General features: G+C 66.7%; 16 protein-coding genes, 2 pseudogenes and 1 riboswitch. Of the genes and pseudogenes, 7 read left to right on the plus strand and 11 right to left on the minus strand.

Annotated features, from left to right (window positions below):
* Window position 1: 1 nt before the first annotated feature.
* Window positions 2-1,537, minus strand: a complete 1,536-nt coding sequence (locus tag QMZ16_RS12505; protein ID WP_282603528.1) for a thiamine/thiamine pyrophosphate ABC transporter permease ThiP — start codon at window positions 1,535-1,537, stop codon at window positions 2-4.
* On the minus strand, window positions 1,513-2,496 hold the full coding sequence (locus QMZ16_RS12510) for a thiamine ABC transporter substrate binding subunit (RefSeq protein WP_022708449.1): 984 nt from the start codon (window positions 2,494-2,496) through the stop codon (window positions 1,513-1,515). The genes QMZ16_RS12505 and QMZ16_RS12510 overlap by 25 nt, the downstream gene beginning before the upstream one ends.
* Window positions 2,497-2,526: 30 nt before the next feature.
* A riboswitch (TPP riboswitch) is annotated at window positions 2,527-2,629 on the minus strand.
* Between the two features lie 68 nt (window positions 2,630-2,697).
* On the opposite strand from QMZ16_RS12510, the gene mutS reads away from it, so the two are divergent.
* Complete coding sequence (mutS, locus tag QMZ16_RS12515; RefSeq protein ID WP_282603529.1) at window positions 2,698-5,331, plus strand: DNA mismatch repair protein MutS; 2,634 nt, start codon at window positions 2,698-2,700, stop codon at window positions 5,329-5,331.
* A complete protein-coding gene (gene aroC, locus QMZ16_RS12520; RefSeq protein ID WP_282603530.1) occupies window positions 5,328-6,428 on the plus strand; it encodes a chorismate synthase in 1,101 nt (366 codons plus the stop codon). Before mutS ends, aroC begins: the two co-directional genes overlap by 4 nt.
* Here aroC and QMZ16_RS12525 read toward each other — a convergent pair.
* From QMZ16_RS12525 to QMZ16_RS12565, 9 genes and pseudogenes are all read right to left on the minus strand, one after another.
* Window positions 6,425-7,294 (minus strand): ribokinase, encoded by an 870-nt coding sequence (locus QMZ16_RS12525; RefSeq protein WP_282603531.1) that lies wholly within the window; start codon window positions 7,292-7,294, stop codon window positions 6,425-6,427. The two genes, aroC and QMZ16_RS12525, sit on opposite strands and share 4 nt — an antisense overlap.
* Before the next feature lie 114 nt (window positions 7,295-7,408).
* A pseudogene (locus QMZ16_RS16305) lies at window positions 7,409-8,122 on the minus strand (cytochrome c1); the annotation flags it as partial.
* 569 nt (window positions 8,123-8,691) lie between these two features.
* Window positions 8,692-10,014: a cytochrome b gene (petB, locus tag QMZ16_RS12535; protein ID WP_022708454.1), complete on the minus strand. Its 1,323-nt coding sequence runs from the start codon at window positions 10,012-10,014 to the stop codon at window positions 8,692-8,694.
* Between the two features lie 11 nt (window positions 10,015-10,025).
* The gene (gene petA, locus QMZ16_RS12540; RefSeq protein ID WP_022708455.1) at window positions 10,026-10,589 is read right to left on the minus strand and encodes a ubiquinol-cytochrome c reductase iron-sulfur subunit; all 564 of its coding nucleotides are present in this window, start codon (window positions 10,587-10,589) and stop codon (window positions 10,026-10,028) included.
* Window positions 10,590-10,745: 156 nt separating this feature from the next.
* Window positions 10,746-11,522: a DNA repair protein RadC gene (radC, locus tag QMZ16_RS12545; RefSeq protein ID WP_282603533.1), complete on the minus strand. Its 777-nt coding sequence runs from the start codon at window positions 11,520-11,522 to the stop codon at window positions 10,746-10,748.
* A 44-nt stretch (window positions 11,523-11,566) separates the two neighbouring features.
* The gene (gene dnaJ / locus QMZ16_RS12550) at window positions 11,567-12,730 is read right to left on the minus strand and encodes a molecular chaperone DnaJ (protein ID WP_022708457.1); all 1,164 of its coding nucleotides are present in this window, start codon (window positions 12,728-12,730) and stop codon (window positions 11,567-11,569) included.
* 84 nt (window positions 12,731-12,814) lie between these two features.
* Complete coding sequence (gene dnaK / locus QMZ16_RS12555; protein WP_022708458.1) at window positions 12,815-14,737, minus strand: molecular chaperone DnaK; 1,923 nt, start codon at window positions 14,735-14,737, stop codon at window positions 12,815-12,817.
* Between the two features lie 215 nt (window positions 14,738-14,952).
* Window positions 14,953-16,132 (minus strand): annotated as a pseudogene (locus QMZ16_RS12560) (IS3 family transposase).
* Between the two features lie 60 nt (window positions 16,133-16,192).
* Window positions 16,193-17,101, minus strand: a complete 909-nt coding sequence (locus tag QMZ16_RS12565; protein WP_282603534.1) for an ABC transporter — start codon at window positions 17,099-17,101, stop codon at window positions 16,193-16,195.
* A 74-nt stretch (window positions 17,102-17,175) separates the two neighbouring features.
* Here QMZ16_RS12565 and cysQ point away from each other — a divergent pair, with 74 nt between their 5' ends.
* The 5 genes from cysQ to QMZ16_RS12590 all read left to right on the plus strand — a co-directional run bounded on the left by cysQ (window position 17,176) and on the right by QMZ16_RS12590 (window position 21,891).
* Entirely contained in the window at window positions 17,176-17,973 is a 798-nt protein-coding gene (gene cysQ / locus QMZ16_RS12570) for a 3'(2'),5'-bisphosphate nucleotidase CysQ (RefSeq protein WP_282603535.1), read from the plus strand.
* A gap of 3 nt (window positions 17,974-17,976) precedes the next feature.
* The gene (locus tag QMZ16_RS12575) at window positions 17,977-18,777 is read left to right on the plus strand and encodes a manno-octulosonate cytidylyltransferase (RefSeq protein ID WP_282603536.1); all 801 of its coding nucleotides are present in this window, start codon (window positions 17,977-17,979) and stop codon (window positions 18,775-18,777) included.
* A gap of 192 nt (window positions 18,778-18,969) precedes the next feature.
* Entirely contained in the window at window positions 18,970-19,866 is an 897-nt protein-coding gene (locus tag QMZ16_RS12580; RefSeq protein WP_022707948.1) for a UTP--glucose-1-phosphate uridylyltransferase, read from the plus strand.
* 4 nt (window positions 19,867-19,870) lie between these two features.
* Window positions 19,871-20,857: a UDP-glucose 4-epimerase GalE gene (gene galE / locus QMZ16_RS12585; RefSeq protein ID WP_282603537.1), complete on the plus strand. Its 987-nt coding sequence runs from the start codon at window positions 19,871-19,873 to the stop codon at window positions 20,855-20,857.
* Window positions 20,854-21,891 (plus strand): glycosyltransferase family 2 protein, encoded by a 1,038-nt coding sequence (locus QMZ16_RS12590; protein ID WP_282603538.1) that lies wholly within the window; start codon window positions 20,854-20,856, stop codon window positions 21,889-21,891. The genes galE and QMZ16_RS12590 overlap by 4 nt, the downstream gene beginning before the upstream one ends.
* The last annotated feature ends 47 nt before the right edge of the window (window positions 21,892-21,938 follow it).

Genomic DNA, 21,938 nt, shown 5'->3' on the forward strand with positions numbered 1-21,938 from the left:
TTCAAGCAAGGCGGCCTCCTCGGTCGAAGATCCAGAACAGCGCGAAGCTGATCGCCATCAGCAGGACGGCGGCGGCGCTGGCATCCGCCATCCGGTAGCTGGTCATCAGCTGATAGAGCTTCAGCGGCAGCGTCGGCTGATCGGTGGAAAACAGCGCGATCACCCCCAGGTCGCCCATCGCCAAGGCCGCCGCAAGGCCGCCCGCGAAGCCGACGGGCCGCGCCAGTCGTGGCAGCACCAGCAAACGCAGCCGCGCGATGCCGGTCATGTCCAGCGATGCGGCCAGCCGCCCGTAATCCTGCTGCATGGTCCGCGCGGCGGGGATCAGCGCCCGCAGCGCGAAGGGCAGGGCCATCATCGCGTTCACGCCCACCGTGACCGGCAGGGCCAGCGCCTGCGCGCCTGCCACGTCGCGCAGCAGGATGAACAGCCCCGTACCCAGTACCAGCGGCGAGGCGACCAGCGGCAGCATGCCCGCCCCCTCGACCCACCCCGAGGGGCGGCGCGCAAGGTGCAGCGCCATGATCAGCGCGACCGACAGCGTCAGCAGGGCCGAGATGACGGCCATCACCACCGACCGGATCGCGGCGGTCCAGACCTCGGCGGGCAGGTCGGGGATGGCGGGCAGGCCGCGCAGGGTGACGGCCCCGATGGGCCACAGCAGAAAGGCCGCGGCCAGCGCGATGGCCAGCGCATCGGTGCCCTGCCGCCAGCCCGCCGGGCCGCGCCAGGTGACGCGGTCGTCGCGCCCCGCGCCGAAGCTGGCGGGCACGGCGATCCAGCGCGTGGCCAGAAGCGCCGCCACGCAGATCGCGATCTGGATCAGCCCCAGAAGCGCGGCCTTGGACAGGTCGAAATCGAAGCGGAACGCCTGGTAGATCGCCAGCTCGACCGTGGTGGCGCGCGGTCCCCCGCCAAGCGCCAGCGCGACCGTGAAGCTGGTCAGGCACACAAGGAACACCGCCAGCCACGCGCCGGGCAGCACGGCCCGCAGCATGGGGCGCTCCAGGTGGCGCGAAATGTCGCGCGGCGCGAAGCCCAGGCTGTCGGCCAGGCGGAAACGCTCGGACGGGATGGCCTGCCAGCCCTGCAGGACCAGCCGCACGGACAGGGGCAGGTTGAAGAACACATGCGCGAGGATCACCCCCTGCCAGCCATAGACGCTGATCTCGGGCAGAGACAGCGCGCGCAGGGCGTCGTTGATCGCGCCCTGACGCCCGAAGACCGCGACAAGGCCCATGATCGCCACGATCACCGGCAGGATGAAGGGCGCGCCCAGCAGAGTGACCAGCAGCCCGCGCCCCCAGAACCGCCGTCGCGCCAGCGCGCGCGCCACCGGCACCGCCAGCAGCGCGGAAATCGTGGCCGACAGCGCCGCCTGCCAGATGGTGAAGCGCACCGCCCGCCAGTCCCAGGACGACAGGCCCGACAGCCCCTCGGCCTGCCATGCGACGGCGGCCAGGGTCCCCAGGATCAGCAGGGCCAGCCCCGCCGCGATGGCGGGGCCCGCACTCAGCCGGAAAAGGCGCGCAGCCATTCGTCCAGCGCGGGTTCGCGCATTTCCTCGGCCTTGTCCTCGGGCTGGAAGAAGGTCTTGTCGGGGCGCGGCAGGTCGCGCATGACCTGCGGCCAGTCGTCCTGCGGCAGCTTGGCGGGCAGGGACCAGTTGGCCAGCGGAATCGTCGCCTGGAAGTCGGGGGTCAGGATCCAGTCCATGAAGTCCTGCGCCAGTTCCGGCTGATCGGTCGATGCGACCTGCGCGGCCAGTTCGGCCATCAGGTAATGCCCCTCGGGAAAGATCGCGGCCTTCTTGGCCGGGTCGTCCTCGGCCTCGATGTGATAGGCGGGCGAGGTGGTGTAGGACAGGACCATGTCCACCTCTCCCTCGGTAAACAGACCATAGCTCTCGGACCAGCCGCGCGTCACGGTCAGCACCTTGGGGGCCAGCTTCTCCCATGCCTCGGGGGCGTTCTCGCCATAGACGGACTTCACCCACAACAGCAGCGCCAGCCCCGAGATCGAGCTGCGCGGATCCTGGATCGCGATCTTCAGATCGTCCGGCGCGTCCAGCAGTTCCTCGAAGCTGGCGGGCGGGTTTTCCAGCCGCGTCTCGTCATAGACGAAGGCGGTTTCGCCCCAGTTGTAGGGCAGGAACACCTCGTCGGTCCATTCGACGGGCAGCGACAGGTCGGACGTGTCCTGGCCATGCGGCGCGAACAGGCCCGATGCGCGGGCGCGCGCGGTCACGTCGGTGTTCAGGCCGAAGACGATGTCGGCCTCGGTTCCCTCGCCCTCCAGCATGATGCGGGGCAGGATGTCGCCGGTCACGAATTGCAGGTCGCAGTCGCAGAAGGCCTCGAAGCCTTCCTCGATCTTCGGGCCGGGGCCCCATTCGCTGGCGATGTAATCGCCGGCATAGACGGTCAGGACGGGCTTGTCCTGCGCCATGGCGGGTCCCGCGGCCAGTAGCGCGCTCAGGATCAGGGGGGTTCTCATCGCTCTCCTCCTTGGCAATGTCACGAAAGGAAAGAGGTGCGGCACCTTCCCTCCGCCGGTCTGAACCGGATCAGGTTCTGCGGGTCCGCGTCGCGCGTCTCAGCCCATCCGAAGGGCACCCCGAGGTCGGACCGAATGTAGTGGTTTCGCAGGGTTGCGCAAGCGGCTAGAAACGGGCGCGACACGGCGCAAGGACCCGACATGAGCGATCAGCCCACCCCGATGATGGCCCAGTACCTGGCAATCCGCGAGGCGAATCCGGGTGCGCTGCTGTTCTATCGCATGGGCGATTTCTACGAGATGTTCTTCGAGGATGCCGTCGCCGCCGCCGCCGCGCTGGACATCGCGCTGACGAAACGCGGCACGCATCTGGGCGAACCGATCCCGATGTGCGGCGTGCCGGTCCATGCGGCCGAAAGCTATCTTCTGACGCTGATCCGCAAGGGGTTCCGCGTGGCCATCGCCGAACAGATGGAGGACCCCGCCGAGGCCAAGAAGCGCGGCAGCAAATCCGTCGTCGCCCGCGACGTCGTCCGGCTGGTCACCCCTGGCACCCTGACCGAGGAGACGCTGCTGGAGGCCCGGCGCCACAACTTCCTTGCGGCCTTCGCGCAGGTCCGCGACGAAGGCGCGCTGGCCTGGGTCGACATCTCGACCGGGTCGTTCCAGGTCATGGAATGCCCGCTGCCCCGCCTTGCGCCCGAACTGGCACGCCTGTCCCCGCGCGAGGTGCTGGCCGCCGAAGGCGCGGGGCTGGACGAGCTGATCGAGGATGCCGGCGCGGCGCTGACCGACCTGCCCGCCTCCTGCTTCGACAGCGCCGCGGGGTCGCGCCGGCTGGCCGCGCTCTATGGGGTCGAGACGCTGGACGGGTTCGGCAGCTTCTCGCGGTCCGAGCTGGCGGCGATGGGCGCCATCGTCGAATACCTGGAGCTGACGCAGAAGGGCCGCCTGCCGCTGATGCGCCCGCCCATGCGCGAACGCGCGGGCGGCGCGGTGCAGATCGACGCATCGACGCGGCGCAACCTGGAACTGACGCAGGCCCTGTCCGGCGGGCGCGAGGGGTCGCTGCTGGCGGCCATCGACCGCACCGTGACGGCAGGCGGCGCGCGCCTGCTGGAACGCCGCGTCAGCGCGCCCTCGCGCGATCTGGCGGTGATCCATGCGCGCCACGATGCAGTCGAATCGCTGGCGGACGACGCGCGGCTGACGGCGGATCTGCGCAGCGCCCTGTCGCGTGCGCCCGACATGGACCGCGCCCTGTCGCGGCTGGCGCTGGAACGCGGCGGGCCGCGCGACCTGGCCGCGATCCGCGCGGGCCTGACGCAGGCCGCGGCCATCGCGGACCGCCTGCCGGACGATGCGCCGCCGCTGCTGCTGGAGGCCGCCACCGACCTGCGCGGCCATGACGACCTGATCGACCTGCTGGACCAGGCGCTGGTGGCCGAGCCGCCGCTTCTGGCCCGCGACGGCGGCTTTGTCGCGACCGGCCACGATGCCGACCTGGACGAGACCCGCCGCCTGCGCGACGAGGGGCGCGGCGTCATCGCGGGGATGCAGGCCGATTACGCCGCACTGGCGGGCATCGGCAGCCTGAAGATCAAGCACAACAACGTGCTGGGTTACTTCATCGAGACGACGACCACCCATGCCGACCGGATGCGCACGCCGCCCCTGTCGGAAACCTTCATCCACCGCCAGACGACCGCGAACCAGATCCGCTTCACCACGGTCGAGCTGTCGGAGCTGGAGACCCGCATCCTGAACGCCCGCGACCGCGCGCTGGAGATCGAGCGCGGTATCTTCGACATGCTGCGCGGGGCCGTTCTGGATGCCGCCCCCCGGATCGGGCAGGCCGCCCGCGCCCTGGCCGAGATCGACCTGGCGGCCGCCTTTGCCGACATCGCCACGGGTGAGGGCTGGGTCCGCCCGCGCGTGGACGAAAGCCGCGCCTTCGTCATCGAAGGGGGCCGCCACCCGGTCGTGGAACGCGCGCTCAAGCGCAAGTCCGAAAGCTTCGTCGCCAACGATTGCGACCTGACCACAGGCGGCACGCCCGCGATCTGGCTGCTGACCGGCCCGAACATGGCGGGCAAATCGACCTTCCTGCGCCAGAACGCCCTGATCGCGGTCCTTGCGCAGGCCGGGGCCTTCGTGCCCGCACGATCCGCCCATATCGGCATGGTCAGCCAGCTTTTCAGCCGCGTTGGCGCCGCCGACGACCTGGCGCGCGGCCGGTCCACCTTCATGGTCGAGATGGTGGAAACCGCGGCCATCCTCAACCAGGCCGACGACCGCGCGCTGGTGATCCTGGACGAGATCGGTCGCGGCACCGCGACCTGGGACGGGCTGTCCATCGCCTGGGCCGTGATGGAGCATCTGCACGCCGCCAATCGCTGCCGCGCGCTGTTCGCGACCCATTACCACGAGATGACGGCCCTCAGCGCCAAGCTGGACGGGGTCGAGAACGCCACCGTCACCGTCCGCGAATGGGAGGGAGAGGTGATCTTCCTGCACGAGGTGCGCAAGGGGGCCGCCGATCGCAGCTATGGCGTGCAGGTCGCGCGGCTGGCGGGGCTGCCCGCCAGCGTCGTCGAACGCGCGCGCCACGTGCTGGACACGCTGGAGACCGGCGCCCGCGAAGGCGGCGCACGCCCCGCCGCCCTGATCGACGAGCTGCCGCTGTTCCGCGCCGCACCCCCGCCACCCCCCGCGCCGCGCGTCTCGGCACTGGACGGACGCCTGAAGAAGGTGCATCCCGACAGCCTGTCCCCGCGCGAGGCGCTGGACCTGATCTACGAACTCAAGGCCCTGACCGAGGAGACCGCCCCGTGAGCATCAATACCTTCGGCCGTGAATTCCGCTTCACCACCTGGGGCGAAAGCCACGGGCCCGCACTGGGCGCGACCGTGGACGGCGTGCCGCCGGGCGTCCCCCTGGACGAGGGCTTCATCCAGACCTTCCTGGACCGCCGCCGCCCCGGCACCAGCAAGCACACCACGCAGCGCCGCGAGGCCGATCAGGTCCGCATCCTGTCGGGCGTCTTCGAGGGGCTGACCACCGGCACGCCGATCCAGCTGATGATCGAGAATACCGACCAGCGGTCCAAGGATTACGGCGATATCGCGACCAGCTTCCGGCCCGGTCACGCGGACATCACCTATCACCTGAAATACGGGCATCGCGATTATCGCGGCGGGGGGCGCTCCAGCGCGCGGGAAACGGCGGCGCGGGTCGCGGCGGGCGCGGTCGCGCAGGCCGTCCTGCGTCACCTGCTGCCGGATCTGAAGATCATCGGCTACATGGTCCAGATGGGCGAGATGCGCCTCGATCCCGCGCGTTTCGACGCGGATGCGATCGACGGCAACCCGTTCTTCCTGCCCGATGCGGAAGGCGCGCTGGCCTGGTCGGATTACCTGGACGGGATCCGCAAGGCGCAGGACAGCGTCGGCGCCGCGATCGAGGTGATGGTGCAGGGCTGCCCGCCGGGGCTGGGTGCACCCGTCTATGCCAAGCTGGACACCGATCTGGCCGCCGCGATGATGTCGATCAATGCCGTAAAGGGCGTCGAGATCGGCGAGGGGATGGCCGCCGCTGCCCTGCGCGGCACCGACAATGCCGACGAGATCCGCATGACCGATGACGGCCCCGAATTCCTGTCGAATCACGCGGGGGGCATCCTTGGGGGCATCTCGACCGGGCAGGACATCGTGGTGCGCTTCTCGATCAAGCCGACCAGCTCGATCACGACGCCGCGCCGCTCGATCAATTCGCGCGGCGAAGAGATCGACCTGATCACCAAGGGCCGTCACGACCCCTGCGTGGGCATCCGCGCCGTGCCAGTGGCCGAGGCGATGGCGGCCTGCGTCATCCTCGACCACCTGCTGCTGGACCGCGCGCAGACGGGCGGCCAGCGCGGCACCATCGGCTAGCGGTTCAGGAAGGCATCGACCTCGGCGCGGGTGGGGATCGCATCGCCCGCGCCCTGACGCGTGACCTGCAGCGCGGCTGCGGCTGCGGCCAGCCGCAGGGCCGCCGGAATGTCGTCGCCCTGATCCAGCGCCGCCGCGAAGAAGCCCGCGAAGGTGTCGCCCGCCCCCGTCGTGTCCACCGGCGTGACGGGGAACGAGGGCTGCGCATGGGTCTGCCCGGTCCTCAGGTCGCGATATTCCGCACCCGCCGCGCCCTTGGTGATCAGCAGCCCCGCCACCGGCAGATCGCCGGGTTCGGCCGCGAACAGCTGCGCGGCCTCGTGTTCGTTCATCGCAAGTATGTCGGCATGGGGCAGGATCGCGCGCACCGCGTCGATATCGAAGGGGGCCGCGGAATAGATCACGCGTGCGCCGCGTTCGCGGGCCTTGCGGGCGGCTGCCACCTGGGCGTTCGTTTCATTCTGCAGAAGCAGCGTGTCGCTGTGGCCCATTGCGTCCAGCGCGGATGCGACCCCATCTTCGGGGATGGCGCAGTTCGCGCCGGGATGGATGACGATGGCGTTCTCGGCCCGGGCATCCAGCAGGATGATCGCATGGCCCGTGGCCTGGTCCGGCAGATGCGCGACGCCCGCGACATCGACCCCGGCATCGCGCAGCCGGTCCAGCGCCCATTCGCCGCCCGTGCCCATCGCGCCCAGGTGATGCGTCGCGGACCCCGCCCGCGCGGCGGCGACCGACTGGTTCGCGCCCTTGCCGCCCAACCCCTCGGAATAGCCGCGCGAGGCCAGTGTCTCGCCGGGTTTGGGCAGGCTGTCCAGCCTGTAGACATGGTCGATGTTGATCGACCCCAGATTCCAGATGGCCATGTGATCCTCCGCTTGTCGGTATCGGTTTTGCGGATGACGGGCGGGCCTGTCCAGCCATGAAAAAACGCGCCCCGGAGGCCGGGGCGCGTCATGTCGTTCAGGCAAGGGGCGGGATCAGCCCTTCAGCTTGTCCTTATGCGGTGCCCAGATGCGCTTGTTGGTCATGTACAGCAGACCCGCCAGCACGATCAGGAACAGCACGCCGACCAGGCCCACCATCTTGCGATCCATCATCTTCGGCTCTGCCGTCCACATCAGGAAGGCCGCCACGTCGGTCGCCATCTGGTCGACCGTGGCCGGGGTGCCGTCCTCGTAGGTGACGCGGTCATCCGACAGGGGCGGGGCCATGCTGATCCAGCCGCCTGCAAATGCTTCGTTGCCATAGAGCAGCGTGCCCGCCTGTTCCTGCTGTTCCCCGGTATAGCCGGTCAGCACGGCGTGGATGTATTCCGGGCCGCCGATGCCGCGGAAGAACTGGTTCAGGCCGGTGCCGTAGGGGCCGTGGAAACCCGCGCGCGCCTTGGCCATCAGCGACAGGTCCGGCCCCATGCCCTGGCCGGTGACGGCCGGGAAGTGGTCGGTCGGCAGACGGTCGCGTTCTTCCTGCGTGTCCTCGTCGAAGATCGGCAGCAGGTTCTGCGCATAGGCGCGAACCTGGTCCTCGGGCAGGCCGGGGCCGCCATCGTCGGACAGGGTGCGGATCGGGACGAACTTCAGGCCGTGGCAGGCCGAGCAGACCTCGGTATAGATCTGGAGACCGCGCTGCAGCTGGAACTGGTCGAAGCTGCCGAACGGGCCTTCGAAGCTGTACGAGATATCCTCGATATGCGCCGCGCCATGGCTGTCGCCGTGGTCGTCAGCGTGGTCGTCGCCATGCCCTTCGGCGTGGTCGTCACCGTGGTCATCGCCGTGATCCTCGGCATGATCGTCCGCATGGGCGGCCTCGTCGCCCTCGACCTCGTCATGGGACGCGGCTTCGGCGGTGTCCTCGGTCGCCTCGGTCTGGGCGGGGTCCGCCGCGACCTCGTCGCTTGCGGCTTCGGCTGCGGGCTCTCCCTCGGCTGCCGGGGCTTCGGCACCTTCCGGTGCCTCGGCGGCGGCTTCCTCGTTCGCGGATGCGCCTGCCTCGGCCTCAGCTTCGGGTTCCGCGGCGGGCGCGGCTTCCTCGGCGGGGGCCTCGTCCTCGGCGACCTCCTCGGCCTCGGGGGCCGTCGGGGCTTCCTCGGCCGGGGCCGGGGCGGCGTCCGAGGTGCTTGCCCCGGTCGCCTCGACGGCCTCGTTCGCGGGCGCGTCGGTCGTGGCCTCGGCGTCCTGTGCCCATGCCATGCCACCGGCATGGATCATCAGGGCCAGAGCGGCCGTGAGGGTCTTGGTTCTCATGGTCATTCTGGCTCTCCTCACTCGGCCGGTGTCGCCTTGGCGCCGTAATGCGCGTTGAAGTCTTCCTCGATGGTGTCCGGCATGGGGACCGGCTTCTCGATCACGCCCAGAAGCGGCAGGATCACGAGGAAATAGGCGAACCAGTAGGCGGCACCCGCCAGCGCGATATAGGGATAGATCCCCTCGGCCGGCATGGCGCCCGCCCACATCAGGATCATGAAGTCGGCGGCCAGCATCCAGAACCACCACTTGAACTGCGGGCGATAGCGGCCCGAGCGCACCCGAGAGGTGTCGAGCCAGGGTGCCAGCGCCATCACCAGGATCGCGCCGAACATCGCCAGCACGCCGAAGAACTTGGCGTCGACGATGCCGAAGGACAGGAAGCTGACCAGCTGCACCAGCCACACGTCGCCGTCGAAGGCGCGCAGGATCGCGTAGAAGGGCAGGAAGTACCATTCCGGAACGATATGCGCAGGCGTCTGCAGGGCGTTCGCCTCGATATAGTTGTCCGGGTGACCCAGGTAGTTCGGCATGAAGCCCACGACCGCGAAGAAGATCAGCAGCACGACGGCAAGCGCGAACAGATCCTTGATCACGAAATAGGGCCAGAAGGGCAGGGTGTCCTTTTCGGCCTCGGCCTTGCTGCCGCGGCGCACCTCGATCCCGGTCGGGTTGTTGTTGCCGGTGTGGTGGAAGGCCCAGATATGGACGATCACCAGGCCCGCGATGATGAAGGGCAGCAGGTAGTGCAGCGAGAAGAAGCGGTTCAGCGTCGCGTTGCCGACGGCCGGTCCGCCCAGAAGCCAGGTCTGGATCGTCTCGCCCACGCCGGGGATCGCGCCGAAGAGGCCGGTGATCACCGTGGCGCCCCAGAAGGACATCTGGCCCCAGGGCAGCACGTAGCCCATGAAGGCCGTGGCCATCATCAGCAGGTAGATCAGCATGCCGATGATCCAGGTCACCTCGCGCGGGGCCTTGTAGCTGCCGTAGTAGAGGTTGCGGAAGATGTGCAGATAGACCGCGACGAAGAACAGCGATGCGCCGTTCGCGTGCAGGTACCGCAGCATGTAGCCGCCGTTCACGTTGCGCATGATGTGTTCCACGCTGGCGAAGGCCAGGTCGACATGCGGGGTGTAGTGCATCACCAGGACGATGCCGGTGATGATCTGCAGCGCCAGGCAGAAGGTCAGGACGATGCCCCAGATCCACATCCAGTTCAGGTTCTTGGGCGTGGGGATCATCAGGGTGTCGTACAGGATGCCCGCCACCGGAAGACGGCGGTGCAGCCAGCGCTCGAAGCCCGATTTGGGCTCGTAATGGTCGTGCGGAATTCCGGCCATGAGAACCCTCCTCAGCCCAGCTGGATGGTGGTGTCGTTGATGAACGACGCCACGGGAATATGCATGTTCTGGGGTGCGGGACCCCGGCGGATGCGGCCCGCCGTGTCATAGTGGCTGCCGTGGCAGGGGCAGAACCAGCCGCCGAAATCGCCCGCGCCGTCGCCGATGGGCACGCAGCCCAGGTGGGTGCAGACGCCGATCTGGACCAGCCATTCGCCGGCTTCGTCCAGCGTGCGGTTCTGGTCGGTCGCGGCCTCGCCCGACGGGATGTTGGGGTTCTGCGAGTTCTGGTCGACAAGCTGGTTCAGCTCGACCGCGCGGCCCGCCTCGATTTCCTCGGGGGTGCGGCGGCGGATGAAGACCGGCTTGCCGAGGAACAGCACAGTGATCTGCGAGCCTGCGGACACGCCGCTGACATCCACCTGGATCGAGGCCAGCGCCTGCACGTCGGCCGAAGGGTTCATCTGGTTCACGAGGGTCCAGGCGGCGGCACCGGCCGCCACGGTGCCTGCACCGGCAGTGGCGTAATAGAGGAAGTCCCTCCGGGTGCCTACGTGATCATCTGCGTGGGACACGGGTTATTCTCCAATTCGGGCCGGAATGCCGGCCATACGACGTTCCGGGCCGCGGATCGCGCAGCCTTCGCGCAGGCTTTTCTACCGATCAAATCCTTGTCAGTCCAGATGATAAGCCCGTGTTGCCGCGGCAGATGCGGCAGCCGTGCCATATCGTCAGAGAAGCCCCTCGGACCGGAAGCTGAGTTCGCGCGATTTCCCGATGATCAGGTGATCGTGGATGGTGATGCCCATGCTGTCCGCCGCCTGTGCGATCCGCGCGGTCATCGTGATGTCCTGGTCCGACGGCGTGGGGTCGCCCGAGGGGTGGTTGTGCACCAGGATCAGCGCCGAGGCGTTCAGCTCCAGCGCGCGGCGGATGATCTCTCGTGGATAGACGGGGACGTGATCGACGGTGCCGCGGGCCTGTTCCTCGTCGGCGATCAGGACGTTCTTGCGGTCGAGATAGAGGACGCGGAACTGCTCGATCTCTCGGTGGGCCATGGCGGTGTGGCAGTAATCCAGCAGCGTCTCCCAGCTGGACAGCACGGGGCGGTTGATGACCTTGGCCCGCGCAAGGCGCTGCGCGGCGGCCTCGACGATCTTCAGCTCGGTCACGACCGCGGGGCCCACGCCGTCGATCGCCACCAGCCGTGCGGGCGGGGCCGAGAGGACGCGGTTGAAATCGCCGAAGGTCTCGATCAGGCGGCGGGCGAGGGGCTTCACGTCCTGTCGGGGAATCGCCCGGAACAGGACCAGCTCCAGCAGCTCGTAATCGGGCATGGCCTGCGCACCGCCCTGCATGAAGCGGTCACGCAGCCGCGCGCGGTGATCGGCAAGATAGCTGGGCGTGCCCTTCGCGTGTTTCGCAGTGGTCGCCGCCACCGCCACGTCGTCGGCGGCGGGGCTGAACAGCGGCATGGGCATTTCGCCAAAGGCACGATTCGGGTCCATGCGTCGAACATGGACCCGTCGTGCTTAAGGAAGGGTTAACCCGCTCAGCGGGTCATCCCCTCCCAGAAGGTCTTCACCTTGTCGAAGAAGCTGTCGGATTGCGGGCTGTTATCCGCCTTCTCGGCCTCGAACTCGCGCAGCAGCTCGCGCTGGCGCGGGGTCAGGTTGACCGGGGTCTCGACCGACAGCTCGATCAGCATGTCGCCGAAATCGCCCGAGGCGCCGGGGCCGTGGCGCAGGGGCGGCATGCCCTTGCCGCGCAGGCGCATCTGGCGACCGGTCTGGCTGCCCGCCGGAACCTTCACGCGGGCACGCCCGCCGTCGATGGTCGGCACCTCGACCTCTCCGCCAAGGGCGGCGGTCGCCATGCTGACGGGAACCTGGCAGGCCAGCATCCGGCCGTCGCGGATGAAGATCTCGTGCTCGGCCACCTCGATGAAGATGTACAGATCGCCGCCCGGGCCGCCGCGCAGCCCGGCCTCGCCCTCGCCCGCAAGGCGGATCCGGGTGCCGGTCTCGACGCCGGCGGGGATGTTCACCGACAGGGTGCGGTCGCGTTCGACCCGGCCCGCGCCGTGGCAGGCCTTGCAGGGGTTCTTGACGATCTGGCCCTGGCCGCCGCAGGTGGGGCAGGTGCGCTCGATGGTGAAGAAGCCCTGCTGGGCGCGGACCTTGCCCATGCCCGCGCAGGTCGGGCAGCTTGCAGGCTCGGTCGAGCCTTCGGCACCGGTGCCGTCGCATTCGTCGCAGGCCACCGAGGAGCGGACCGTGATGGTCTTCTGCAGCCCTTCGAACGCCTCTTCCAGGGAAACGCGCAGGTTATAGCGCAGATCCTGCCCGCGCTGCGCGCGCGACCGACCGCCACCGCCACCGCGGCGGCCCATCATGTCGCCGAACAGATCCTCGAACACATCCGAGAAGGCCGCGCCGAAATCGCCCGGATGACCGCCCGCGCGACCGCCGCCGAAGCCGCCGCCGCCGTTTTCGAACGCGGCATGGCCGAAGCGGTCATAGGCCGCCTTCTTCTGTTCGTCCTTGAGGCATTCATAGGCCTCGTTGGCTTCCTTGAACTTCGCCTCGGCCGTCGCATCGTCCTTGTTGCGATCCGGGTGCAGTTCCTTGGCCTTGCCACGATAGGCCTTCTTGATTTCGTCGGCCGAGGCCCCGCGGCTGACCCCGAGCACCTCGTAATAGCAACGCTTGCCCATGTGTCGTCCTGTACTGGTTGACCCAAAGAAGTGGGCCGGCCCGGCTGGCTGCGCGGACCGGCCCGTTTCGGGTGGCGGCCGCTATCAGCCGCGCTTCTTGTCGTCTTCGCCGAGATCCTCGAAATCGGCATCGACGATATCGTCATCGGCCGAACGCTGACCCTCGTCGACATCGTCACCGGCGGCGTCGCCACCTTCGGACTGCTGCGACTTGTAGATCGCCTCGCCCAGCTTCATGGACGCGTCCATGACGTTCTGGATGCCCGAGCGGATCTTGCCCGCGTCCTCGGACTTGAGCGATTCCTCCAGCGCGCCGACGGCCAGCTCGATCGCCTCGATGGTCGAGCTGTCGACCTTGTCGCCATGCTCTTCCAGCGACTTGCGGGTGCTGTGGACAAGGCTCTCGGCCTGGTTGGTGGCCTCGACCAGGTCGCGGCGGCCCTTGTCGGCCTCGGCATTCGCCTCGGCGTCCTTGACCATGCGATCGATCTCCTCGTCGGTCAGACCGCCCGACGCCTGGATCGTGATCTTCTGTTCCTTGCCGGTGCCCTTGTCCTTGGCGGAAACCGACACGATGCCGTTGGCGTCGATGTCGAAGGTCACCTCGATCTGGGGCATGCCGCGCGGTGCGGGCGGGATGTTCTCCAGGTTGAACTGGCCCAGCATCTTGTTGTCCGCGGCCATCTCGCGCTCACCCTGGAAGACCCGGATGGTGACGGCGTTCTGGTTGTCTTCCGCGGTCGAGAAGATCTGCGACTTCTTGGTCGGGATCGTCGTGTTGCGGTCGATCAGGCGGGTGAAGACGCCGCCCAGGGTCTCGATGCCAAGCGACAGCGGCGTGACATCCAGAAGGACCACGTCCTTGACGTCGCCCTGAAGCACGCCCGCCTGGATCGCGGCGCCCAGTGCGACGACCTCGTCGGGGTTCACGCCCTTGTGCGGCTCCTTGCCGAAGAACTCGGTCACCTCGGACACGACCTTGGGCATGCGCGTCATGCCGCCGACCAGAACGACCTCGTCGATGTCGCCCTTGGAGCAGCCTGCGTCCTTCAGCGCGTCCTGGACGGGCTTCATGGTGCGCTTGATCAGGTCGGCCACGATGCTTTCCAGCTTGGCGCGGGTCAGCTTCATGACCATGTGCAGCGGCTGACCGTTCGAACCCATGCTGATGAAGGGCTGGTTGATCTCGGTCTGGCTGCTGCTGGACAGCTCGATCTTGGCCTTCTCGGCGGCTTCCTTCAGGCGCTGCAGCGCCATCTTGTCACCGGTCAGATCGACGCCGTGTTCCTTTTTGAACTCTTCGGCGAGGTAGTTGACGATGCGCATGTCGAAGTCCTCGCCGCCGAGGAACGTGTCCCCGTTGGTCGACTTCACTTCGAACAGGCCGTCGTCGATTTCCAGGATCGTGATGTCGAAGGTACCGCCGCCGAGGTCATAGACCGCGATCGTCTTGGTGTCCTTCTTGTCCAGGCCATAGGCTAGGGCTGCCGCGGTCGGCTCGTTGATGATGCGCAGGACTTCGAGGCCCGCGATCTTGCCCGCATCCTTGGTCGCCTGACGCTGCGCGTCGTTGAAATAGGCGGGAACGGTGATGACGGCCTGCGTCACTTCCTCGCCCAGGTAGGATTCGGCGGTCTCCTTCATTTTCTGAAGGATCATGGCGCTGACCTGCGCGGGCGAGTATTTCTCGTCGCGGACCGAAACCCATGCGTCGCCATTGCCACCGTCGACGATGGAATAGGGAACCAGCTTCTTGTCCTTCTCGACGGCTTCGTCGCCGATGCGACGGCCGATCAGGCGCTTGACCGCGAAGACGGTGTTGGTGGGGTTGGTGACCGCCTGGCGCTTGGCGGGCTGGCCGACAAGGCGCTCGCCTTCCGCGAAGCCCACGATCGAGGGCGTGGTGCGTGCGCCTTCGCTGTTCTCGATGACCTTGGGCTGGCTGCCATCCATGATCGCAACGCAGCTGTTGGTGGTGCCGAGGTCGATGCCGATGACTTTGGACATGTTTCGTCTAACCTTTCTTGCGGCGATTTCGGGGGCCCCGGGTCCGTTATGGCCCCCGCAGCCCGATCCCATGCTCGAAAATTCGCCCGGAACCTCCGGACGGCTTCGGGGGTGTATATAGGGATGCAATTCGGCCCCGCAAGCACCGCAATGCGCCAAAAACGCCCGAAAAAGCGGTGTGTCCCCGTGCCGCTATCTGAATAGCCCCGAGTTTCTTAGACGCCTTCACGTCTGATCTTCTGCTGCCGCTCGAACTCGGCGGGCGACAACATCCCATTCCTCGCATGTTTGCGCTTCGGGTTGTAGAACATCTCGATGTAATCGAACACGCCCTGCCTTGCGTCTTCGCGGGTCCGGCAGGTTCTGCGCCTGATCCGCTCGCGCTTGAGCAGGTTGAAGAAGCTCTCGGCAACGGCGTTGTCATGGCAGTTGCCGCGGCGGCTCATCGAATGCTCAAGATTGTGGGTGCGCAGGAACGCAGCCCAATCCATGCTGGTGAACTGACTGCCCTGATCTGAATGGATCAGCACCTTGTTCTTCGGCTTGCGCCGCCAGACGGCCATGAGCAGGGCCTGCAGGACGACATCTGTCGTCTGTCTGCTTTGCATCGACCAGCCGACCACGCGCCGGGAATATAGGTCGATGACCACCGCGAGGTAAGCGAACCCTTCTTGCGTCCGGATGTAGGTGATGTCGGTTACCCAAACCTTGTCCGGAACCTCGACATCAAACTGCCGGTCGAGAGTGTTGTCGACCACGACCGACGGCTTGCCGCCATAGCTGCCAGGGCGGCGCTTATAGCCGATCTGTGCCTTGATCCCCGCCAGTTGCGCCAGTCGGGAAACGCGGTTCGGACAAATGCTTTCGCCCTGTTCGACCAGATCGTCATGCAGCTTGCGGTAGCCGTAGACCTTGCCACTCTCGGCTCAAGCCTTCTGCAGCAGTTCGGTCTGACGCCTGTCTTCCTGCGCCCGCTGGCTCAGCGGTGTCTTCAGCCACGCGTAGAATCCGCTCGGCTGGATACGCAGGCACCGGCACATCGCCCGCACCGAAAACTGACCCCGATGCTCGGCTACGAACGCCGTCGCCAGCGGGCTCGAACCGGTGGGCCTCGCTGGCTCCACTCACTTTGCATCCCTGGCGAAATACGCGGTGGCCTTTTTTAGGATGTCGCGCTCCTCCGACACCCGGACCAGCTCACGCTTCAGCCGACGGATCTCGGCGTCCTTCTCCGTGTCACCCGACACCGCCTTCGCGAACTTGCGCTTCCAAGGCATAGAGCGAGTGCGTGCTCACACCCAGCCGTGCCGAAACTTCCTTTGCCGGATAACCCCGTTCCGTGATCTGCGCGACAGCATCGCGCTTGAAGTCGTCAGTGAAATTGCCCGTGCCCATCATGGCCTCCTTGCCTCAAAGTTAGCGAAAAAGGCGTCCACGAAACATGGGGCTATTCAATCAGCGCGTGGCGCCCCAGCTGATCGATTCGTACTTCCGCGTCGCGAAGTTGATCAGAAGCCCGACCATGAAGGCCGCAATGCAGAAATAGATGGGATACATCAGGCTCGTGCGCATCGGTGTGTAGTTGATGAACATGAAGCCGCGCGTCTGGTCGATGATGTGGAACAACGGGTTCCACTCGAACCAAGGGAGCAGGAACCCCGGCATCGAGTTGGCAAGAAACATCTTCCCGGAGGCCAACATGTTCGCCCTCATGTAGAACAGACTGAGTGTGGACGCGGCGCCGGGTGCCCATGGACGAATTCCAAGTAGGATAAGGCCTACGACGCACCCCGAGAGCCAAGCCAGCCCGAACATTAGCGACAATGAGAAAGGTTCGTAGATCGTGTATGGCTGGAAGAAAAGATAGTAGCAGGTGAGGATGACGCCCAAGCTAAGAGCTTGCTGATAGAGGCTTGCCAGTGCGGCACTGCAAATTAGTACGGCAGAGTTGAGGGGTTCATGCTTCGTCAGAGCCGATGAAATCGAGTGACTTCCTGATGTGGAGCCCACTGCCTTGACGTGTATCAGGTACACAAAAATCCCGGATATGATATAAAGTAGAAAGTCGCCTCGTACCGGTGAGGTCCGGATACCGATCAGCGTGAAAACGGCCAAGAAAACCACTACGAACACGGAGGCCTGAGCGATTTCCATCAGCAACCCCACGACGGGGTTCCGATGGCCGCTTCGCACATTGTAGACGGTCTGGTGGTATATGAGGGCAAGCGTGGCGCCCGTCGCCTCCAGGATGTTCCGGGTCCTGCGTTGCTGGAACATGGCCTTCTCCTGGGTCTCGCCGTCTGGTTTGCCGTCGGGCAGGTGCAACAGTCCGGAGGTCTTCGGCAGCGCAATGCTTGCCGTCATCCGTCCGGGGGATCATAAGATTGCGCGACGCATCGCACAATGCGGCCAGAAGGCGTGACGGGAAAGGATACTAAATGCAATTCGATCGACTTATGTCCGAAATGCGAAAATTGGCGCTTCAGGCGGGCCAGAAGATCATGGAAATCTACGAGACCGACGATTTCGAGACCCGTTCGAAATCCGACGATTCGCCCGTCACCGCCGCCGACGAGGCCGCCGATGCGCTGATCGCCGCCGGCCTGCGCGAGGCCTTCCCCGACATCCCCTTGGTCACCGAGGAACAGGCGGACACCCATTCGCAGTCGCTGGACACATTCCTGATCGTCGATCCGCTGGACGGCACCAAGGAATTCATCAAGCGCCGCGGCGACTTCACGGTCAACATCGCCTATGTCGAGAACGGCGTGCCGGTGCGCGGCATCGTCTATGCGCCCGCCAAGGGCCGCCTGTTCTACACCACCGCCGACGGTCGTTCCGTCGAGGAGACCGGCCCCTTCGGCGACCAGCCCGGCGAGACCACCTCGATCGGCGTCCATGCCACCCCGGACAACCGCGCGCTGATGGTCGTCGCCTCGAAATCGCATCGCGACGAGGCGACCGACGCCTATATCGCGAAATACGGCGTGAAGGACATGACCAGCGCGGGCAGCTCGCTCAAGTTCTGCCTGGTGGCGACGGGCGAGGCCGATCTCTATCCTCGGCTGGGCCGCACGATGGAATGGGACACGGCGGCGGGCGATGCCGTCCTGCGCGGTGCCGGCGGCGAGGTCGTGCGCTTCGACGATCACAGCCCGCTTGGCTATGGCAAGGAAGGTTTCGCGAACCCGTTCTTCATCGCCTATGCGCCGGGCGTCCTGCTGGTGAAGCCGTAAGCCATGCCGGTCGTAATCATCATACCCGCGCGCTTCGCCTCGACCCGTTATCCTGGCAAGCCTTTAGTCGAACTGCGCGGGGCCGACGGCCAGCCGCGCAGCCTGATCCGCCGCAGCTGGGACGCCGCGATGCAGGTCGCGGGCGTCGATCGCGTGGTCGTCGCGACCGATGACGACCGCATCCGCGAACATGCCGAGGGCTTCGGCGCCGAGGTCGTGATGACCAGCCCCGAATGCCGCAACGGGACCGAGCGCTGCGCCGAGGCCGTCGCGAACATGGGCATCCGCCCCGAGATCGTCGTGAACCTGCAGGGCGACGCGCCGCTGACCCCCGCCTGGTTCGTCGAGGATCTGGTCGCGGGCCTGCGCGCCGCCCCCGATGCCGAGGTGGCGACCCCGGTGCTGCGCTGCACGGGCCGGATGCGCGCGGACCTGATCGCGGATCGCCATGCCGGACGCGTGGGCGGCACCACTGCCGTCTTCGGGCATGACGGGCGTGCGCTCTATTTCTCGAAGGAGGTCGTGCCCTTCGCGGCGGGCGAAATTGCGCCCGACGAAGCCAGCCCGGTCTTCCACCATGTCGGCGTCTATGCCTATCGCCCCGAGGCGCTTCATGCCTATGCCGGCTGGGACGAGGGCGTGCTGGAACGGCTGGAGGGGCTGGAGCAGCTCCGCTTCCTCGAACGCGGGCGCAACCTGCTGTGCGTGACCGTCGAGGCGCGGGGCCGACAGTTCTGGGAACTGAACAACCCCGAGGACGTTATGCGCCTCGAAGAGATGATGGGCGAAATGGGAATTGCCTGAGAAGGGGCCGACCGGAATGCCCGTTTCAAAGGGGCATTCCGTGAATTTCTTGTGCAAGTCTCGGGATTTTCTTGGCGATTAAGCGCCTAGGCAATAATCTGTTCGTTGAAAATCCGGTCGGGGCGTGGTTCCTCGCCCATGGCAAATGCTGCGGACATCTCGTCCGCATTTTCTCTAGAAGGTAGTGTCGATATGGGTCGCAAGGTAACGAAAGCCATCTTTCCGGTTGCAGGTTTGGGCACGCGCTTCCTGCCCGCCACCAAGAGCATCCCGAAAGAGATCCTGTCGCTCGTCGACAAGCCGCTGATCCAGTACGCGATCGACGAGGCCCGCGCCGCCGGCATCGAGGAGTTCATCTTCGTCACCTCGCGCGGCAAGGGCGCGCTGGAGGATTACTTCGACCACGCCCACGAACTGGAATCCAGCCTGCGCAAGTCCGGCAAGGACAAGCTGCTGGACATCCTGCGCGGCACGAACATGGATTCGGGTGCCATCGCTTATATCCGCCAGCACAAGGCCCTGGGCCTGGGCCACGCCGTCTGGTGCGCACGCCGCCTGCTGCAGGAGGACGAGCCCTTCGCCGTCGTCCTGACCGACGACGTGATCCAGGGCGAGCCGCCCTGCCTTCAGCAGATGATCGAGGCCTACGAGGAAACCGGCGGCAGCATGGTCGCCACGATGGAGGTCCCGACCGAGAAGGTGTCCGCCTATGGCGTGCTGGACGTGGCCGAGGACATGGGCGCGATCGTCCGCGCCAAGGGCATGGTCGAGAAGCCCGCCGCAGGCACCCAGCCTTCGAACCTCGCGGTGATCGGCCGCTATATCCTGGCGCCGACCGTGATGCAGAACCTCAACAAGCTGAAGCAGGGCGCAGGCGGCGAGATCCAGCTGACCGACGCCATCGCCGACGAGATCGCGGAAGGCCGCGACGTGTTCGGCCTGCGCTTCCGCGGCCAGCGTTTCGACTGCGGCTCGAAGGCGGGCTTCCTGCAGGCGACCGTGGCCTTCGGCCTGGAGCGCGACGACCTGAAGGACGAATTCGCGGATTACCTGGCCGAAGTCGTCGCGATGCGTCGCGCGGCCGAGTGATCCGATGGCCGACAAGGTTCTGGTGACCGGGGGTGCGGGCTATATCGGCTCGCACGCCTGCAAGGCACTGGCGCAGGCGGGGTTTGTCCCCGTCACGCTGGACAATTTCGCGACTGGCTGGCGCGATGCCGTGAAGTTCGGCCCGCTGGTCGAGGCCGACCTGATGGACCGCGCCGCGCTGGATGCGGCCTTCGCCGAACACCGCCCCGTCGCGGTCCTGCATTTCGCGGCCCTCAGCCAGGTGGGCGAGGCCATGGCCGAGCCGGGCAAGTACTGGCGCAACAATGTCGCGGGGTCGCTGAACCTGATCGAGGCGACCATCGCGGCGGGCGTGAAGCATTTCGTCTTCAGCTCGACCTGCGCGACCTATGGCGACCGCGACGGCGAGGTCCTTGACGAGGACACGCCCCAGGCGCCGCTCAACGCCTATGGCGCCAGCAAGCGCGCGATCGAGGACATGCTGGTCGATTTCGAGGCGTCCCACGGGCTGCGGCACGTGATCTTCCGCTATTTCAACGTCGCGGGCGCGGACCCGGATGCCGAGGTCGGTGAATTCCACCGCCCCGAGACGCATCTGATCCCGCTGATCCTGGATGCGGTCGATGGCAAGCGTGCGGCGCTGACCATCCACGGCACGGATTACCCCACGCCGGACGGCACCTGCATCCGCGACTATGTCCACGTGATGGATCTGGTCGATGCGCATGTGAAGGGTCTCGAATGGCTGCGGGCCGACAAGGGCAGCCGCGACTTCTGCCTTGGCACGGGCGACGGCTTCTCGGTCCGCGAGGTGGTGGATGCGACGCGTCACGTCACCAACCGCCAGGTGCCGATGGTCGACGGTCCGCGCCGTGGCGGCGATGCCGTCAAGCTGGTCTGCGGCAGCCAGCGCGCCAAGTCCGAGCTGGGCTGGACGCCCGACCGGTCGACCATGAAGCAGATGATCACCGACGCCTGGCGCTGGCATCAGGCGGGCGATTACAAGGCGTGACGACGCCGGGCCCTTTGCAAGGGGCCTGGCAGGCCTATCGGCTGCGCTGGAAACGGCGAGAGCTGATCTGGCGGGCGATCAGGGCGCGGCGCAGGCTGCGCCCCATCGCGATCAAGATGGGCGATCTGGCCCCCGATGCGATCATCGCCGTATCGACCCTGCGCAACGAGATGGCGCATCTGCCCGAATTCCTGGACCATCATCGCGCCCTGGGGGTCGACCACTTTCTGGTCGTCGACAATGACAGCGACGACGGGACGGTCGATTACCTGCGCGCGCAGCCCGACGTGTCGGTCTGGGGCTGTTCCGACAGCTATCGCGCGGCGCGGTTCGGGCTGGACTGGGCCAATGCGCTGCTGATGCGGCATGGCGGCGGGCGGTGGTCCCTGACGCTGGACGCGGACGAACTGCTGGTCTTTCCAGATCACGACCGCCGCGGCCTGCGGCAGCTGACGGCGCATCTGGATGCGCGGGGCGTGCGCGGGATGGGGGCGGTGATGCTGGACCTCTATCCGACGGGGGCGTTGGGCACCGAGGACGCGGCCCCCGATGCGCCCCTGACCGCGCGCCTGCCCTGGTTCGATGCGGGGCCGTGGCGCAGCAGGCGCATGATGCCGCGCCGGAACCTGTGGCTGCAGGGCGGCGTGCGCGACCGGGCCTTCTTTGCCGATGATCCGCGCCGTGCGCCCACGATGAACAAGCTGCCGCTGATGCGGTGGAGCTGGCGGCAGGTCTATGTGAACTCGACCCACAGCATGCTGCCGCCGCATCTGAACATGCTCTATGACGGGCCGGGGGATGCGCGCCTGTCCGGGGTGCTGCTGCATGCCAAGTTCACCGCCGACATCACCGCCAAATCCACCGAGGAGCTGTCGCGCCGCCAGCATTTCGTGGATCCCGACCTCTATGCGCCCTATCACCGGGCGATCGTGGCCGGACCTGTGCTGCGCAATGCCGAATCCCGCCGCTATGAGGGGTGGCGGCAGCTTGTGGACCTTGGGCTGATGGGGACGGGCGACTGGTTGGAACGCTGATTCCCCTTGCTTATTTCAACCTCCGCGCACATTCCTAGGGCCATGAC

It is taken from the genome of Paracoccus sp. PARArs4, from assembly GCF_947311865.1.
In the GTDB taxonomy this organism is placed as follows: domain Bacteria; phylum Pseudomonadota; class Alphaproteobacteria; order Rhodobacterales; family Rhodobacteraceae; genus Paracoccus; species Paracoccus zeaxanthinifaciens.

Coding starts and splice junctions, on each gene's coding strand:
- QMZ16_RS12505 (WP_282603528.1), bottom strand. CDS start 1,537: ATGGCTGCGCGCCTTTTCCGGCTGAGTGCGGGCCCCGCCATCGCGGCG.
- QMZ16_RS12510 (WP_022708449.1), bottom strand. CDS start 2,496: ATGAGAACCCCCCTGATCCTGAGCGCGCTACTGGCCGCGGGACCCGCC.
- mutS (WP_282603529.1), top strand. CDS start 2,698: ATGAGCGATCAGCCCACCCCGATGATGGCCCAGTACCTGGCAATCCGC.
- QMZ16_RS12525 (WP_282603531.1), bottom strand. CDS start 7,294: ATGGCCATCTGGAATCTGGGGTCGATCAACATCGACCATGTCTACAGG.
- petB (WP_022708454.1), bottom strand. CDS start 10,014: ATGGCCGGAATTCCGCACGACCATTACGAGCCCAAATCGGGCTTCGAG.
- radC (WP_282603533.1), bottom strand. CDS start 11,522: ATGGACCCGAATCGTGCCTTTGGCGAAATGCCCATGCCGCTGTTCAGC.
- dnaJ (WP_022708457.1), bottom strand. CDS start 12,730: ATGGGCAAGCGTTGCTATTACGAGGTGCTCGGGGTCAGCCGCGGGGCC.
- dnaK (WP_022708458.1), bottom strand. CDS start 14,737: ATGTCCAAAGTCATCGGCATCGACCTCGGCACCACCAACAGCTGCGTT.
- QMZ16_RS12565 (WP_282603534.1), bottom strand. CDS start 17,101: ATGACGGCAAGCATTGCGCTGCCGAAGACCTCCGGACTGTTGCACCTG.
- cysQ (WP_282603535.1), top strand. CDS start 17,176: ATGCAATTCGATCGACTTATGTCCGAAATGCGAAAATTGGCGCTTCAG.
- QMZ16_RS12575 (WP_282603536.1), top strand. CDS start 17,977: ATGCCGGTCGTAATCATCATACCCGCGCGCTTCGCCTCGACCCGTTAT.
- QMZ16_RS12580 (WP_022707948.1), top strand. CDS start 18,970: ATGGGTCGCAAGGTAACGAAAGCCATCTTTCCGGTTGCAGGTTTGGGC.
- galE (WP_282603537.1), top strand. CDS start 19,871: ATGGCCGACAAGGTTCTGGTGACCGGGGGTGCGGGCTATATCGGCTCG.